Here is a 17,362-nt window from a genome sequence, read left to right on the forward strand (position 1 = left end):
CAGGAAGAAAATCAACGCTAGACCGAGGGAAAAACTCAATTTCTTGACGCCTAAGGAGGTCTTTTTCAAAAATATTTCGTAATGTTGCACTCGCTGGTTGACTCTGCCCCGTGCAAGGTTTACCATACGGATAAAGAAATTCTGGCTCTGCCGTTCTTCATTCTTCATTTTAAATTCGTACATTTGCAGGAAATATAAACCTTTAAAATCTCGAATTATGAATTTCCCTACGAATGTAAAGTACACGAACGAACACGAATGGATTCGCCTGGAAGGTGAAGAAGCCTATGTAGGCATTACCGATTACGCACAAGACCAATTGGGTGACATCGTCTTTGTGGACATCACCACCGAAGGCGAGACGCTGGACAAAGGCGAAGTGTTCGGCACCATAGAGGTAGTAAAAACCGTTTCCGACCTTTTCCTCCCAATAGGCGGAGAGGTGCTGGAAGTAAACCCGGAACTGGAAGAGCATCCGGAACTGGTGAACCAAGACCCGTATGGTAAGGGTTGGCTGGTAAAAATCAAGCCGGCAGATCCGTCGGAAATGGACGGCCTGCTGGATGCAGAAGCATACAAGCAACTGATTAATGAATAATTTAATAAAGGAGTTAAGGAGTTAAAGGAGTTATCACTCCGCTGCGCTCCGTTAGGAGTTAAAGCCAATAGTCAGGTTGATGAAAACGAACCTCTTTAACTTCTTAACTCCTTAACTTCTTAACTCCTCAAAAAACAAACGACATGAAACCGATTGTAAGTATCATCATGGGAAGCACTTCCGACCTTCCCGTTATGGAAAAGGCTGCGGCTTTCCTCAACGACATGCAAGTGCCGTTCGAAATGAACGCCCTTTCCGCCCACCGCACTCCCGCCGAAGTGGAGAAGTTTGCCAAAGAAGCCGCAGGCAGGGACCTGAAAGTCATTATTGCCGGAGCCGGCATGGCGGCTGCATTGCCGGGTGTCATTGCCGCCAATACCACACTGCCCGTCATCGGCATCCCTATCAAAGGTTCCGTCCTGGACGGTGTAGATGCCTTGTATTCCATCCTTCAGATGCCTCCGGGCATCCCCGTGGCTACGGTAGCCATCAACGGGGCGATGAATGCCGCCATCCTTGCCGTGCAGATGCTCGCCCTGTCTGACGAGGCGTTGGCACAGAAGTTTGCCGCATACAAGGAAGGCTTGAAAAACAAAATCGTCAAAGCCAACCAAGACCTGAAAGAGGTGAAATACGAGTATAAGTGTTAGTTAGGTACTAGGTGACCAGGTTCTGGTTAGGTGACCAGGTACCAGGTGACTAGGTGACTAGGTTCTGAATACCTTTGTTGGCGCCAGTCGATGGTATCTGAAACCTTGTCAACTAGTACCTAGTCAACTAGTACCTAGTCAACTAGTACCTAAAACCCAGTATCTAAAACCTAGTCACCTAGTCAACTAGTACCTAGTACCTAAAATATATGGATTATTTCAATTATTCACGCCGCGAGGCAAGCGAAGTATATGTAGGCAGCACACCTATGGGAGGCACTAACCCCATCCGGGTGCAAAGCATGACCAATACGCCTACTACCGATACCGAGGCCTGCGTAGCACAAGCCATCCGCATCATTGAAGCAGGAGGCGAATACGTACGCCTCACCACCCAAGGCACACGTGAGGCCGAGAACCTGAAGAACATCAACATCGGCTTGCGCTCGAAAGGCTACGGCACACCGCTGATTGCTGACGTCCACTTCAATCCGAAAGTGGCGGAAGTGGCAGCGCTTTATGCCGAAGGGGTACGCATCAACCCGGGCAACTATACCGATGCCGCACGTACCTTCAAGAAGCTGGAGTATACGGATGAAGAATACGCCAAAGAGATACAAAAGATACGCGAACGGCTGGTCCCTTTCCTGGACATCTGCAAGGAAAACCATACCGCCATACGCATCGGGGTAAACCACGGCTCGTTGTCCGACCGCATCATGTCGCGCTACGGCGATACACCGGCAGGCATGGTGGAATCGTGCATGGAGTTCCTGCGCATCTGCGTGGAAGAACAATTCACGGACGTGGTCATTTCCATCAAGGCATCGAATACCGTCATTATGGTGAAAACGGTCCGCTTGCTGGTGGCGCAAATGGAAAAAGAAGGCATGGCATTCCCGCTTCATCTGGGCGTGACAGAAGCGGGTGACGGAGAAGACGGGCGCATCAAGTCGGCATTGGGCATCGGAGCCTTGCTATGCGACGGACTGGGCGACACCATCCGTGTCTCGCTTACAGAAGCTCCTGAAGCGGAAATACCTGTGGCGCGCAAATTGGTGGACTACGTCGCCAAGCGGAACGGCCATATCTACATACCCGGAACGGAAGCGGAGGGCTTTTGCTATACCGACCCGGCACGCCGCACCACTACCCCCGTAGGGAATATCGGTGGCGGCCATGTACCCATCGTCATATCAGCACGCCTCAACGGGAATATGGAGACAAACGGACAATTCCGTCCGGACTATATCTATTGCGGGCAGACCTTGCCCGAAGAACGCCAGCCGGGCATCGGCTACATCGTAGACGCTAACCGCTGGGACGGAAGCGAAGGCACGTATCCGGCATTCAGCCACAAACAGCTCATTGAATTGCATTACAGCCAGGCGAAACGGAAATTTCTCTTCCTTACCTATCTGACATTGGATGAAGAAGCCATTGCCTGCCTGCGCCGCCATCCGGAAACCGTCATCATCGCACAGAGCAATCATGCGAACCGCCTGGGCGAGTTCCGTGGCTTGGCCCACCAGCTGATGGCATTGGGACTGAAAAATCCGTTGGTGTTCTTCCAGTACTATAAGGAAACCTGTCTGGAAGATTTCCAGTTGAAAGCCGCTACGGATATGGGCGCTTTACTCATCGACGGGTTCTGCGACGGCATCTTGCTTTATAACGACGGTGATGCTATCTCCGACTTGAAATCAGACGAAACTGCATTCGGTATCCTTCAAGCCGGACGCCTGCGTACTTCGAAAACCGAATACATCTCCTGCCCGGGATGCGGACGTACGCTCTACGACCTCGAAGCAACCATCGCCCGCATCAAGGCCGCGACCTCGCACCTGAAAGGCTTGAAGATAGGCATCATGGGCTGCATCGTAAACGGTCCGGGTGAAATGGCGGACGCCGACTATGGCTATGTAGGTGCCGGACGAGGCAAAATCAGCCTTTATAAGAAAAAAGAATGTATCGAGAAGAATATCCCCGAAGAGCAAGCGGTAGAGAAACTGCTGGAACTGATTAGCAGGAATGAAGAATGAAAAACGAAGAATGAAGAATGAAGAATTTCCATGCGGGCGAAGCGATTCTTCATTCATCATTCTTCATTCTTCATTTAATAATTGACTACAGGCCATCCGTCAGCTGTCCATGTCATTTCGCGTATAAACAATTTCGGGGCTCCATCTTCCGCAATCGAATAAGCATGGCATAAGAAATAATCTTTTCCGTCGATGTGATAAGCTGCGTTATGTCCGATACCGGCATACGCTTCGTTTCCTTCTATCACCAGCGTTCCGCCTCCTTTTGCCATCGGTTTCCCTTCTTTGTCGGCATAGGGTCCGACAACCGACTTCGAGCGTCCTACCACGACTTTATAATTACTATCTTTCCCCCGGCAACAATAATCAAATGAAACGAAAAGATAGTAATAGTCTCCGTGCTTCATGATAAACGGAGCTTCTACAGCTCCATCACCCGGATCTTTATCATCCAGCCCGAACGAACGCGGACGGCTGCAAAGCGAATGCCATTCTTCAGGCTGTGCCACCTGCATCAGGTCATCAGTAAGCTTCACCATTTTAATACCATCCCAAAATGAGCCGAAGCTCATCCATGGCGTACCGTCCTCGTCGATGATGATATTAGGGTCGATAGCATTCCACATATCCCGGTTGGGTACCGACTGGATTACTTTTCCATGATCCGTCCATTTAAAGTCAGGTTCAGACGGGTCAAGCGTCGGATTGGTAGCATGTCCGATAGCCGAAGTATTCTTGGCAAATGCCGAGCAAGAATAAAACAAGTGATACAACCCGTTGTGGTAAATGATATCGGGTGCCCATGTATGTCCCTTATACCCCTTTACAGCTTCCACCGCCCATTGAGGAGCTTCGGCAAACACGGGTTTCTCAAACTTCCATGTCTTCAAATCCTTAGAAGACATGACAGACACTCCTTCGCCCGTAGCGAACAAATAATAAGTATCACCTTGCTTCGCCATTACCGGGTCGTGCACGAACGGATTGTCGGTAACTTGTGGCTGTTGGGCGAAGCCACACCATGCTGAACCTAAAAACATGGTCAATAAAATAGCTTTTTTCATACGCTTGTGGTTTTATATCTGATTCAATAATTAGACTCACTCGATTGGCAAGCATAGTGCAAAGCTGCAAAAACAAACACAAAACGAGGTGGACAAACGCCCCTTTCAGGTGGAGAGCTTCCCCAATCAATCCTCCATCAGGCTACTAGGCGTAACATTGAAATGTTTTGTGAAACAACGGGTGAAGTATTTCGGATCGTTGAATCCTACAGCATATGCTATTTCCGAAATATTCATCGTATGATTCACCTTGTTTTTCAACAACAGTTCACGAGCGAGGTTCAACCGATAGTTACGTATAAACTGACCAGCCGACTGACCTGCCAGACTTTGCATCTTCTTATTCAGCAAACTTTTACTGATGCCCATCTCACGAATAAAGTCGCTCACCTCAAAATCGGAATTCTTATAATTATCCTTCACCACCATCATCGCCTTTTCCAGGAACTTCTTGTCTCCCGAATTTTCATTTGCCAACTCCAGGGAATCTGTATCCATGTCAATAGAAAAACGCTGCTGGAAACGCTTGCGGTTTTCCAGAATACTGGCAATACGTGCCAGTAACATGTTTTCATCGAAAGGCTTCAGCAGATAAGCATCTACCCCCATCTTATAACTGTCCAGCCGGGCTTCGTCCGAAGTCTTGGCGGTAAGCATCAGGAAAGGTATGTGGGAAATGGAAAAATCACTCCGCACGCGATGCAACAGTTCCACACCATCCATCACCGGCATCATCAGGTCGCTGATAATAAAGTCCACCGAATACGTTTTCAGCATCCGGAGAGCCTCTTCCCCATCAGCAGCCTCTACCACATTATAATACTCGCGCAAGATAGAGCGGGTATAATCGCGCATGTCCTTGTTGTCTTCTACCACCAGCATCGTCAGCCTGCTGTTACACATCAGTTCGGGATGTATCTCTTCGGTTTCTGCCACTGCCGGCCGGGGCTGCTCTCCACGCACCACAGGCAGCAAGACACGGAAGGTAGAACCACCCGACGGCCTGTTTTTCGCTCCTATCTCGCCCGAAAGCAACAAGACCAGCTTCCGGCACAAATACAACCCGATGCCCGTTCCGCTCTGCCCGCTCACCGATACCTGATATTGGTTATCCGCCTGATAAAAACGGTTGAAAATACGGTCGATGTCTTCCTGGGGGATTCCTTTCCCTGTATCGCTTACGCTAATAAACAACTTCTCGCCGTTTTCTGACATCAGCGAAGCTATATAAACAGACACCTGCCCGCCTTTAGGGGTAAACTTGAGGGCGTTGCTTATCAGGTTGGCCAGAATCTTACGCAAGATATCTTCGGCAAACATCATAAACGGATTGTACAGACGGACATAGCAACGCAAATCGATGCCACGTGCCTGCGCATATACCGTAAACGAAGGCATGAATTCTTCTACAAAGCTACGGATATTACCGTAATTGGAAACAATCTTCACCCGTCCTTCTTCCACCTTCCGGAAATCCAACAACTGATTGATAAGCGACAGCAGGTACTTCGAGTTGCGTTCCACCAGATGAAGCTGTTCGATAACCTGAGGATTATAACTCAACTTCAAAGCCCGTTCGATAGGACCGATGATCAACGTAAGCGGAGTACGGAATTCATGCGTAATATTAGTAAAGAAAGCCAGCTTGTCAACAGTAAGTTCTTCCACTTTCCGTGACATTTCCAGAATCTTGTTCTTCTGGCTGGTAATCTTCTCGTTCGATTCTTTCAACAACTTATTCTGATGTGAAAGTTCCTCCGTCTGGTCGGACAAAAGCTTTTTCTGTTCTTCCAGTTTCCGGGTACGCTCTTCTACTAACGTATGAAGCAATTTCTGCTGATGTTTTAATGAGCGGAACCGCCCATACACCAACATCAGCAAGACCAGCCCGACAAGCAACTGAAACCAAAAAGTCTTGTAAAAATAAGGCGTAACCTCAATCATCAAAGTCTGCGTAGGCGAAACATAGTTTTTCCCATCCGAAGCATAACGCAATTCGAACACATACTTTCCCGGACGCAGGCTGGTATAGGATACGGTATGCTGATTGGCAGGAACCTCTATCCACTTGTCATCAAATCCTTCCAACCGGTAAGCATAACATGCCAAGGCAGAAGGATTATAATCCAAGGATGCAAAATGCACCGTCAGTTGCTTGTCACGTTCATGAATATTCACCCGATTATCCGCAAATGCCACGTCACGGTCAAAACTAAACAGTCCGGTAAATGTCAATGGAAATCCTTTATCCGATTCTACACGGGGGATAAAACGGATTTCCGAAAAACCGTTCGTACTGCCGACATACACTTCACCGTTTTTCGAGCCGCCGATGGCATTCCAATAAAACTGGTTGCTGAGCAAGCCGTCGTGTTTCGTATAATTTTGAAACGTATTATCTTTGGGATTGAAACGTGACAAGCCATTATTGGTAGTCAGCCAGACATATCCGTCCTTGCCTTCCCACACGCCTATCACATTATCGTTTATCAAACCATCTTTCGCAGTAAAAGCCTTGAAACGGCAATTGCCGACTTTCCCTTTCGCCCGATAAAAGCCATTCCCATTTGTACCAATCCATACACCCCCATCTTTCGCGGGACAAACCGATGTTATCCGCTCTGCCATCCGCTCGGAAGGATTATCAAGTTTATGGTCATACAAGGCATATTCCAAAGAGTCCTTCCCATACGTGTGCAAATCAATCTGATACAACCCAGCGGTGACCCCCATCCATAAAATGCCATCGGACGTGATGCATCCTCCCAACGACCCATAAACACTTCCCCGGCGCTTGCCGTGGAAAGGATCAAACACTTTCCCCGTAGCTGGATGATAGGCCAATATATCCCGGTTCGTGCCAATCCATAACAAGTCATTCAACGAATCGTAAAGCAGCACACTGACAAAAGCCTGGAAAAGTTCGGGAATTTCGGAAGACAAAACCGGATGAAAAGTCTTGTCGGACAAATTATTTCCACTCACCCAGCCAAAACCTCCGCCCCACGTTCCTACATAAATGCGGCCTTTCCCGTCAGACGCCAGCGCACTGACCGAATTATGGCTCAAGCGTGAGGGCGATTCTGCTGTATAATGTTCGAAATGCTGTTTCCCTGCACGGCGAAGATTAAGCCCAGCCTCAACCGTTCCTATCCATAACGACCCGTTTTCATCTTCCAGGATAGCATTAACCAGATTCCCCGAAAGGCTTCCTGCATCTTCTTGTGAATGCAAGTCGTTCTGTATCTGCAAACGCGAAATGAACATCTTGTTCAATCCTCCCACCTCTGTACCTATCCAAAGCAAATTTTCATCGGCAAGCAGGCAATTGATGAAATTACAATTCAATCCGCCGCCCCCGCTTAGCTCCGACTGCTGGATACGTGTAAAATTATCGGTCACAGCATTGTACAGGTTCAATCCTTTCAAGGTACCTACCACCAACGTCCCGTCCGGAGCCAGATTGATGTCGGTAATATAATTCTGCGACAAGGAAAACAAATCACGCTCATCGGTAAAATAAGCCTTCAAAGTACGCGTACTGACATTGTACCGATACAATCCGTTGTTAGTACCAATCCACAAATCATTTTGCCAAGGGAAAAGACACTGCATCACGCAACCCTCAGGGATGACCGTTCCGGGAAAAACCGGCACCGGCTTTTGCGGCACAACCACATTTTCTTTGATAACCGACAACGTGCCCAGATAATCAAACCAAATATATCCATCCGCCTCACAGAAAGCCAAGCTACGGTTATACAAATAAAGATCGCATATCCGTGTAATATACTCCACTTTACCGTCTGAAGAAAACGCGATTTTATACAAAGCATCATCTGCACCCACCCACACATTGCCAGAAGAAGAACAATAGACAAAAGAGGCGGAATGAAAAGCAGCCGATGCAAATTTTCCACCCAGCTCCTGGCCACCTATCAAACGCAGACTATTTACATCCAGAATATCCAAGCCTTGCTCTCCCGCCATCCAGATCCGTCCGAAATGGTCCTCACAGAACTTCACGATGAAATTATTCTTCAGCCGTGTCTCTCCCGAAAAAGCATTGAATGTAATAAAATCGTACCCGTCATAACGCGTCACACCATCTCCCCCTGTAGAGACCCATAAAAAGCCACGGCTGTCTTTCATCAAATCCTCCACGTAATTCTTGGGCAACCCATCATCCATTGTCAGATGGGTAAACAAATAATTGCCTCCCCTATTCTGCGGAAAGGCAGGAAGTATATGCAGCAACACGCATATCCACACAAGCAATGAACAGTATCGTATTTTCATCAGTATCTGTCTCTAATAGTTAACGACAAGTATTCCGGAGCATCCACTCCGGTGTTCCCCGTCTATCTTCACCAACAAATATACGAACTTTCTTTTACCGGCAGAACACTTCATCCGAAGAAAGCAGCTACAGGAAACAAATATCCACCCAAAACGGCTAAATATCCACCCCTCTCCCCGAATCTGCCTGCCCGATACCTGGAAATCCCCCGCCACAGACACACCGGTAGAGCTACCTGCAGGCATGATGCATGCCTGCAGAAAATGCATATATACTTCGATTGCACAAGCGGAAATGCCTCAAAAGCCCATTCCAAATCAGCACACGATAAATTCAAAAACAGTTCTAAAAAGAAGATTATCATTTTTTTCTAATATGGCAAAACACCACCTGAAAGTAACTATTCGTTTGAAATGAAGTAACAAACCTCCAAACTATACAACAAAAAACAAATGTCCACCAAAGAAAGGTAAATATCCACCTTCCTGGAAGTGGACATTCTTATTTTTGTATGACATACAAATCTAATAAAGAAAAGTAAACATGAACACACGTATTCAATCCATGATGCTGCTGACTTTGATGACATGTGCCGGCAGCTTTGCGACCTTTGCCAGTAACAATGATACAACGTTTGTTGCATCTGGCAACCCGATAGTCAATTATAAATATCTGGGCGACCCTGCAGCAATGGTTTATGACGGCAAAGTATACATTTATGCCGGACACGATGAATGCCCTGCTCCCGAACAATACTACCTGATGAACGAATGGTGCATTCTTTCTACCGAAGATATGCATACTTTTACCGAACATGCCTATACATTAAAAGCTACCGATTTTAAATGGGCGAAAGGAGAAGCATGGGCAAGCCAGGTAATCGAACGCAACGGAAAATTCTACTGGTATGTGACCGTAGAACATGCCACTATTCCCGGCAAATCTATCGGAGTAGCCGTTTCCGACTCTCCTATCGGTCCATTTAAAGATGCACGTGGTTCGGCACTTATTACCAATGACATGACAACTGAATATACCTCCATCCGATGGGACGACATAGACCCTACTGTATTCATTGATGATGACGGACAGGCATATTTGTTTTGGGGAAATACCCAATGCTATTATGCCAAGCTGAAAGAAAACATGACAGAACTGGACGGTCCGATTATGCCCATACAGTTGCCCCGTTTCACCGAAGCGCCTTGGATACACAAACATAACGGCTGGTATTACCTGTCGTTTGCATCCGAGTTTCCTGAAAAAATCTGCTATGCCATGAGCCGCAACATTAACGGTCCATGGGAATACAAAGGCATCCTGAACGAAATAGCTGGTAATTCGAATACCAACCATCAGGCTATCATTGAATTCAAGGGGAAATCCTATTTCATCTACCACAACGGGAGTATTAATACCGATGGCTGCGGTTTCCGACGGGCCATCTGTATCGACCGTCTGTACTATAACGAAGACGGTACCATCAGACGTATACAAATGACATCGGAAGGAATCTGGGAATAAGGCTTTTCATTAATTTTCTAGATAGGTTATACACTAAAAAAATCCGTGGATACGCCGGGATGGCGCATCCATGGAACTATTAGAAGCTGTTTTGAATTTCTCCAAAAAGTTTTTCTTGGCTTGATGTATCCGTTTTCGTGTGTGCTTTGGGCGATTTTTTGGTCCTTTTCGCTCCTGTTCTTCGTCAGATAGCCCGCTATCTTCCTCATCACAGAAGCGGAAATGCCTCAAAAACTCATCCCAAATCATCGCACGATAAATTCAAAACAGCTTCTTATTCCCTAAAAAATACACTGAAATTTCTCACAAGAAAAACAACATCAAAAAAAGACCGACTGCAAATCGGGCAAACCCATTCAGGCCTGCACCGATTCCAGTCGGATTTATATCTAGTTCTAAGTGCTTCTTATGCTTCACCTTTGAAATCACTCAAAGGGGGTACAAAGGTTTTGGCATTGCGCTGCTGCTCTGGCATCTGAATCGGTCCGAAATTCTTTTCGTATTTTACGATATTATCCTGCAAAGCAAACATCAGGCGTTTGGCATTTTCAGGAGTCATCACTATACGCGACTGTACGCCGGCCTTAGGAAGTCCCGGCATGATACGTACAAAATCAAGTATAAATTCAGATGTAGAATGAGTGATAATAGCCAAATTGGCATACGTACCTTGAGCCACTTCTTCTTTCAGCTCTATCTGCAATTGTTCCGGATTGTTATTATTTTCGTTTTCCATAATGATTTACTTTTCTACTGATTTTAGGACTAGTTATTTACTCCACAAAAATAGGAAACTTTTCTCTATTTACCATATACTTCCATAAAAATATTTTGCAAAATCATTTCTGTGACGCCGTGTGCGCATCCGATTCTGTTTTTGCTTCCGGCACTGAAAGAATCTTGCGGTATTCCGCAGGAGACGTCAGCACTTCAATCGCTTTCTTCAAGTCGGCATCGTCTTTCAAACGCTGCATCGCCGCACCCCGTTCAAAGAAATATCGGGTTGCTACTTCTTCGGCTATCTGTTCTTTTATCGGTCCGGAAAAATAATCCAGGTCACGATCCAAGTTATGGTTCAGTTTCTGTTCCAATGCCTTAAACTCTTCGGCCGCGCCTTCCATATACCCTTCAAATTCGGCTACTTCTTTCAAGGTTTTCAGCATTTGTTCGCTCTGGCGGTCATAAGTGAAGTTGGCATCCTTTACCAGTTTTTTAAAATCGGCATAATCCTCATCTGTAATCTGCAACGAATCTACAGAGACCAATGCCGGATGAGTCAGGCAATACTGGGTAGCATAGTCAAATATCAAATCATCATTCAGCAAATAGAAAAGAATATTAGGGAACTTATCACCCTTCACTTCTATGTCGGGACGTATGCCTCCCCCATCACGCACTTCACGACCGGCAGCTGTATAAAACACATGGGTCAGACTGTCGGGGATACGTGCCACCGAACCATCAGCATTCTTCTTCGCATAATCTATTGCCTGAATGCAACGCCCGCTGGGAATATAATACTTCGAAGTAGTCACCTTCAGTGTCCCATTATACGGAAGCTGACGAGTGGTCTGAACCAATCCCTTCCCATACGTACGGGTGCCAATGATAACTGCACGGTCTAAATCCTGCATCGAGCCACTCAAGATTTCAGAAGCCGAAGCGGTGTTGCCATTAACCAATACAGCCAGAGGCATTCCCGTATCAATCGGTTCATTCGCGGTCTTAAAAGACCCTGCAGCCTGACGGATCTTACCTTTGGTTACGACTATCTCCTTGCCTTTAGGTATAAAAAAATTGACAATGTCTACCGCTTCCTGCAACGATCCTCCCCCATTGTCACGCAAATCGAGAATCAATGCCTTTGCTCCTTTATCTTTCAGTTCAATGAATGCTTTTTTTACATCCTTGGCACAGTTGTCGGTAAAGCCACTGAGTGCCAGATAGCCGATACTATCGTGCACCATACCGTAATAAGGCACCGGATTGTTCCGGATATTCTTCCGGGTAATCTTAAATTCCATCACCGTGCTGTCGTTTTTCAACGGACGGAGCACTTTCAGGATAAACGATGTTCCCGGTTCGCCACGTAAAGCCTCACTTACTTTCTCCGAAAACTCTTGAGGTTTCAAATCACCACGAACCATGTCCTTCCCTCCTACTGATAGGATAATGTCGCCCGCCTTTACTCCTGCCTCTGCAGCCGGCATACCCTCTATCGGCTCTATCACGGCAATACGGTCTTTCTTCTTGTAATACCGGATAGCCGCACCGATACCTCCATACTTTCCGGTAATCATCTCCTTCAAGCTGCTCACTTCTTCTTCGGGATAATATTCCGTATAAGGGTCGGTAAGTGCCAACATGCCGTTTACCCCGTTCTGAATCACTTTCTCCGGATTAAGGGTATCGACATAAAACAAATCAAGTTCCTTGAAAATAGCATTGAATATATCCAGATTCTTCGCTATTTGGAAATTACGGTCGTCTTCCTGTTTAAAACTGGACAAGCCCAAAGCCATCAATACGACCAATGCCCCTATAAGTGTTCTTTTTGTATTCATAACTTTACTAAACGATTATGAGGTACAAAGAAACACATTATTCTGCTTCGGATAACAGAACCAAGCAAATATTTAACTTTATTTCGTTTGTCACGCCAGTCACGGAAACCGGTTGCATCATGCCACGCATATAGTTGCACCTGCCGATGCAGATACTTTTGCGTGCCGATACAAATAAGTGCAGGCAGAGCGGAACATTTCCACAAGAAAAAACGCTTCGATTTTTTGGTTGCTAACCGTAGCCTGTATATATTTGCATTACCATAATTAATATAGTTGAACGAAATGAAAACGTATGACATTTATTTCTCGGACCAAAGTTCGAGCGACAACAAGGGATTTTCTATCAAAACCGAAGAAAAGGCCATCCACATGGCAGAAGACATACTCGCCAAAGGCGGGAGCTACATCGAAGAATATGCCGGAGGTACCATATCGGTAATCGACTCGGAAGGAGTAATCGTATGGAGCAAACCCATACCGAAAGCATAACTCAAGAACTCAAAAACTCAAAAACTTAAGAACTCAAAAACTTAAGAACTCAAAAACTCAAAAACTCAAAAACTCAAAACTCAATATCTATGTTCTCAGGAATAGTAGAAGAATGTGCCAAAGTAGTCAAGATAGTCAAAGAACAGGAAAACCTGCATCTGACCTTGACGTGTTCGTTTGTAAATGAACTGAAAATAGACCAAAGCGTGTCGCACAACGGTGTGTGCCTCACCGTGGTTCACATCGAAAACAATACGTACACCGTTACCGCCATGAAAGAAACCATCGAACGCTCGAATATCGGGCTGCTGAAAGAAGGCGATGAAGTGAACGTAGAACGGAGCATGCTGATGAACGGCAGGCTGGACGGACATATCGTGCAGGGACATGTAGACCAGACAGCTGTATGCACGGCTATTGACGATGCCGACGGAAGCTGGTATTTCACGTTCAAGTATGATTTCCAACCCGAAATGGCGAAACGCGGATACTTTACCGTAGACAAAGGCTCGGTAACCGTCAACGGGGTGAGCCTGACCGTATGTAACCCGACGCAAGACTCGTTCCAAGTAGCGATCATCCCTTATACCTTCGAACATACTAATTTCCACACGCTGCACATAGGAAGCGTGGTAAATCTGGAGTTTGACATCATCGGCAAATACCTGAGCCGCATGATGCAGCTGGTAGGATAATGCTTGCATTCACCACAGAGGACACAGAGGAAAAATTTTAAATCCCCTGTGTGCCTCTGTGGTGAAATATCAATTATTTTTGTAACATCATTAACACTTAAAATTGAAAGCATGAGAAAAACATTTGCATTGGGATTATTGGGCATCTCTCTTCTTGCTGGGAACGCCCAGACATTCAAAGAGTGGCAAGACCCGGAAATAAACGCCATCAACCGTGCGCCGATGCATACCGACTATTTCGCATACGAGTCGGCAGAAGCTATCGGAAATGGGAAAACGCAATCGCAGAACTATATGAGCCTGGATGGCACCTGGAAATTCTTTTGGGTGGCAAATGCCGACCAGCGCCCTACCGATTTCTGGAAAACCGGATACAACGACAAGGGATGGGATGACATACAAGTACCCGGCGTATGGGAACTGAACGGATACGGAGACCCCATCTATGTAAACACCGGCTTTGCCTGGCGGAACCAATACGAAAGCAATCCTCCCTACGTACCCACCGAAAAGAACCATGTAGGCTCTTACCGCCGGGAAATCACCGTTCCGGCTTCGTGGAAAGGAAAAGACATTATCGCACACTTCGGTGCCGTCAGCTCGAACATGTACCTTTGGGTAAACGGGAAATTCGTAGGATATAGCGAGGACAGCAAGTTGGAAGCCGAGTTCGACCTGACCTCTTACCTGAAACCGGGGCAGAAAAACGTAATCGCGTTCCAGGTATTCCGCTGGTGCGACGGGTCGTACCTGGAAGACCAGGACTTCTTCCGCTACACCGGAGTGGCACGCCACTGCTATCTGTATGCACGCAACAAGAAACGCATCGAAGACATCCGCGTCACCCCCGATCTGGATGCCGAATACAAAAACGGTACACTTGCCGTTGATGTACAGCTGAAAGGAAGTGGCAACGTGCTGCTGACCCTGAAAGACGCCGAAGGAAAGGAAGTGGCTTCGGCTTCGACCAAAGGGGAAACGGTAACGATGAGCGTTGAAAACCCACACAAGTGGACCGCCGAGACTCCTTATCTTTATACGCTCTATGCACAGATGGAAGGTGCTTCGGGTGCTGAAGTGATTCCGGTAAACGTAGGTTTCCGCAAAATCGAACTGAAGAACGCACAGATACTGGTCAATGGCCAGCCGGTATTGTTTAAAGGTGCCAACCGTCACGAAATGGATCCCGATGGCGGTTACTATGTATCGCGCGAACGTATGCTTCAAGACGTATTGCGCATGAAAGAGCTTAACATCAATGCCGTACGTACCTGCCACTATCCCGATGATGCATATTGGTATGAATTGTGCGACCGCTACGGACTCTATATGGTAGCCGAAGCCAACATCGAATCGCATGGTATGGGATACGGTGACAAGACTTTGGCAAAAAACGCTTCGTATGCCAAGGCGCACATGGAACGCAACCAGCGCAATGTGCAACGCTCGTTCAACCATCCCAGCATCATCTTCTGGTCGCTCGGGAACGAAGCCGGATACGGACCCAACTTCGAAGCTGCCTACGACTGGGTGAAGGCAGAAGACCCCAGCCGTGCCGTGCAGTACGAACAAGCCCGCCAAGACGGAAAGACCGACATCTTCTGCCCGATGTATTACGACTACAAGGGATGTATCGCCTATTGCGAAGACAACAGCAAGCAGAAACCGCTCATCCAGTGCGAATATGCACACGCCATGGGCAACTCGGAAGGTGGATTCAAGGAATACTGGGACCTGGTACGCAAATATCCCAAATACCAGGGCGGATTTATCTGGGACTTTGTAGACCAGTCGTGCCGCTGGACCGGTAAGAACGGACGGACTATTTATGCCTACGGAGGTGACTTCAACCGCTTTGATGCCAGCGACATCAACTTCTGCGACAATGGTCTGATAAGCCCCGACCGTGTGCCCAACCCGCACGCTTACGAAGTGCGCTACTTCTATCAGGACATTTGGACCACCCTTGCCGATGTACAAAAAGGCATTGTAAAGGTGTATAACGAATACTTCTTCCGCGACCTTTCGGCATACCGCATGGAATGGGAATTGCTTCACGACGGACGTATTGTACGCACAGGCTCAGTAGAAAGCCTCAGCATAGCTCCTCACCAGACTAAAGACGTGACACTGGATTATGGCACCATCGGTACCGAAGGCGAATGGTTGCTGAACGTGAAATACGTATTGAAAAACGCCGAAGGCATGTTGCCCGCCGGTCATACCGTAGCCTACGACCAGCTGACTCTGAAAGCCTACGAAGCACCGGCACTGGAGTTTGCCAATGTAAAAGAAAGCAACCAGGACATCATCGTGCCGGAAATCGATGCTACCAACAGCAATTACCTGGTAGTGAAAGGCGAAAACTTCGATATCGAATTCAACAAATACACCGGCTACCTCACCGTCTATGAAGTAGAAGGCGTAAGCTATCTCGAACCGGGCACCGCACTGGCACCCAACTTCTGGCGTGCACCGACCGACAACGATTTCGGAGCCGGACTGCAACAGAAATATGTGGCATGGAAGAACCCCGGCATCCGCCTCACCTCGCTGAAGAGTGAAATGGAAAACGACATGGTGAAAGTCAGTGCCGACTATGAACTGAAAGCCGTTTCGGCGACTCTCTCGCTCACTTACCTCATCAATAACAAGGGTGCGGTAAAAGTGGTACAGGCAATGAAAGCCGACCCGAACGCAAAGGTATCAGACATGTTCCGCTTCGGCATGAACCTGATGATGCCCCGCCAGTTCGAAACCATTTCGTTCTACGGCAGAGGTCCGTGGGAAAACTATTCCGACCGCAACCACTCTACGCCGCTGGGTGTATACCGCCAGCAGGTAGACGACCAGTATTATCCGTACATCCGTCCGCAGGAAAGCGGAAACAAGACCGATCTCCGCTGGTGGCAGGTCATCAACAAAGCGGGCAACGGACTGATGTTCGTATCCGAAGCTCCCTTCTCGGCATCGGCTCTGCCCTACCGCATCGAAGACCTTGATGAAGGCTGGGTGAAAATCCAACGCCACTCAGGCGAACTGGACAAAGCCGGCATGACCAGCCTGTGTATCGACAAGGCGCAGATGGGCTTGGGATGTGTCAACAGCTGGGGTGCCCTCCCGCTGGAGAAATACCGCCTGCCCTACGGCGATTATGAATTTACCTTCATCATGTCGCCCTGCTGGCATCAGGTGAAGTAAAAGTCTCTTTCAATTGAGTAGGAGATAAACATTAATCATAGGTGTTTATCTCCTATTTTCATGTTCACCGACCTCTCACACCACCGTACGTGCCGTTCGGCATACGGCGGTTCCTATTTTGGATACCATTCGAGATACGAACCCATTAAGGTATAATACCCTGCTTTTCTCAAGCTATCGTTATTTATCGCCACCTTCAATATAGGACTATCAGCAATACGCCAATAACCTT

At 47.3% G+C, this 17,362-nt stretch carries 13 protein-coding genes; 7 read left to right on the top strand and 6 right to left on the bottom strand.

The genetic code is table 11. The features are described from left to right. Positions 1–183 (bottom strand): hypothetical protein (locus B5F78_RS17645; protein ID WP_206421960.1); only part of this gene is annotated, 183 nt, incomplete at its 3' end. 34 nt (positions 184–217) lie between these two features. Between B5F78_RS17645 and gcvH the strand changes: the two genes are divergently transcribed. The 3 genes from gcvH to B5F78_RS13195 all read left to right on the top strand — a co-directional run bounded on the left by gcvH (position 218) and on the right by B5F78_RS13195 (position 3,290). Beyond that, positions 218–598 (top strand): glycine cleavage system protein GcvH, encoded by a 381-nt coding sequence (gene gcvH / locus B5F78_RS13185; protein ID WP_013617969.1) that lies wholly within the window; start codon positions 218–220, stop codon positions 596–598. A 143-nt stretch (positions 599–741) separates the two neighbouring features. Further along, positions 742–1,248, top strand: coding sequence for a 5-(carboxyamino)imidazole ribonucleotide mutase (gene purE / locus B5F78_RS13190; RefSeq protein WP_087406937.1), 507 nt, complete (start codon positions 742–744; stop codon positions 1,246–1,248). A 209-nt stretch (positions 1,249–1,457) separates the two neighbouring features. Continuing rightward, a complete protein-coding gene (locus B5F78_RS13195; RefSeq protein ID WP_087406938.1) occupies positions 1,458–3,290 on the top strand; it encodes a 4-hydroxy-3-methylbut-2-en-1-yl diphosphate synthase in 1,833 nt (610 codons plus the stop codon). A gap of 74 nt (positions 3,291–3,364) precedes the next feature. Here the strand turns inward: B5F78_RS13195 and B5F78_RS13200 are convergent, their stop codons facing one another. Both B5F78_RS13200 and B5F78_RS13205 read right to left on the bottom strand, forming a co-directional pair. After that, the gene (locus tag B5F78_RS13200) at positions 3,365–4,354 is read right to left on the bottom strand and encodes an arabinan endo-1,5-alpha-L-arabinosidase (protein ID WP_087406939.1); all 990 of its coding nucleotides are present in this window, start codon (positions 4,352–4,354) and stop codon (positions 3,365–3,367) included. Positions 4,355–4,480: 126 nt separating this feature from the next. After that, on the bottom strand, positions 4,481–8,653 hold the full coding sequence (locus tag B5F78_RS13205) for a hybrid sensor histidine kinase/response regulator transcription factor (RefSeq protein ID WP_087406940.1): 4,173 nt from the start codon (positions 8,651–8,653) through the stop codon (positions 4,481–4,483). Between the two features lie 565 nt (positions 8,654–9,218). On the opposite strand from B5F78_RS13205, the gene B5F78_RS13215 reads away from it, so the two are divergent. Continuing rightward, entirely contained in the window at positions 9,219–10,178 is a 960-nt protein-coding gene (locus B5F78_RS13215; RefSeq protein ID WP_239465685.1) for a glycoside hydrolase family 43 protein, read from the top strand. 33 nt (positions 10,179–10,211) lie between these two features. Here the strand turns inward: B5F78_RS13215 and B5F78_RS13220 are convergent, their stop codons facing one another. The 3 genes from B5F78_RS13220 to B5F78_RS13230 form a co-directional block, all read right to left on the bottom strand. Then, a complete protein-coding gene (locus tag B5F78_RS13220; RefSeq protein WP_158098082.1) occupies positions 10,212–10,427 on the bottom strand; it encodes a hypothetical protein in 216 nt (71 codons plus the stop codon). A gap of 157 nt (positions 10,428–10,584) precedes the next feature. Beyond that, positions 10,585–10,914, bottom strand: a complete 330-nt coding sequence (locus tag B5F78_RS13225) for a DUF3467 domain-containing protein (RefSeq protein ID WP_022040256.1) — start codon at positions 10,912–10,914, stop codon at positions 10,585–10,587. 103 nt (positions 10,915–11,017) lie between these two features. After that, on the bottom strand, positions 11,018–12,742 hold the full coding sequence (locus tag B5F78_RS13230) for a S41 family peptidase (RefSeq protein WP_022040255.1): 1,725 nt from the start codon (positions 12,740–12,742) through the stop codon (positions 11,018–11,020). 285 nt (positions 12,743–13,027) lie between these two features. Between B5F78_RS13230 and B5F78_RS13235 the strand changes: the two genes are divergently transcribed. From B5F78_RS13235 to B5F78_RS13245, 3 genes are all read left to right on the top strand, one after another. Beyond that, a complete protein-coding gene (locus B5F78_RS13235) occupies positions 13,028–13,234 on the top strand; it encodes a hypothetical protein (protein ID WP_087210414.1) in 207 nt (68 codons plus the stop codon). Between the two features lie 89 nt (positions 13,235–13,323). Then, positions 13,324–13,929, top strand: a complete 606-nt coding sequence (locus B5F78_RS13240) for a riboflavin synthase (RefSeq protein ID WP_022040254.1) — start codon at positions 13,324–13,326, stop codon at positions 13,927–13,929. A gap of 111 nt (positions 13,930–14,040) precedes the next feature. After that, complete coding sequence (locus B5F78_RS13245) at positions 14,041–17,130, top strand: glycoside hydrolase family 2 TIM barrel-domain containing protein (RefSeq protein ID WP_087406943.1); 3,090 nt, start codon at positions 14,041–14,043, stop codon at positions 17,128–17,130. The last annotated feature ends 232 nt before the right edge of the window (positions 17,131–17,362 follow it).

It is taken from the genome of Bacteroides sp. An279 (assembly GCF_002159615.1).
GTDB lineage: Bacteria > Bacteroidota > Bacteroidia > Bacteroidales > Bacteroidaceae > Phocaeicola > Phocaeicola intestinalis.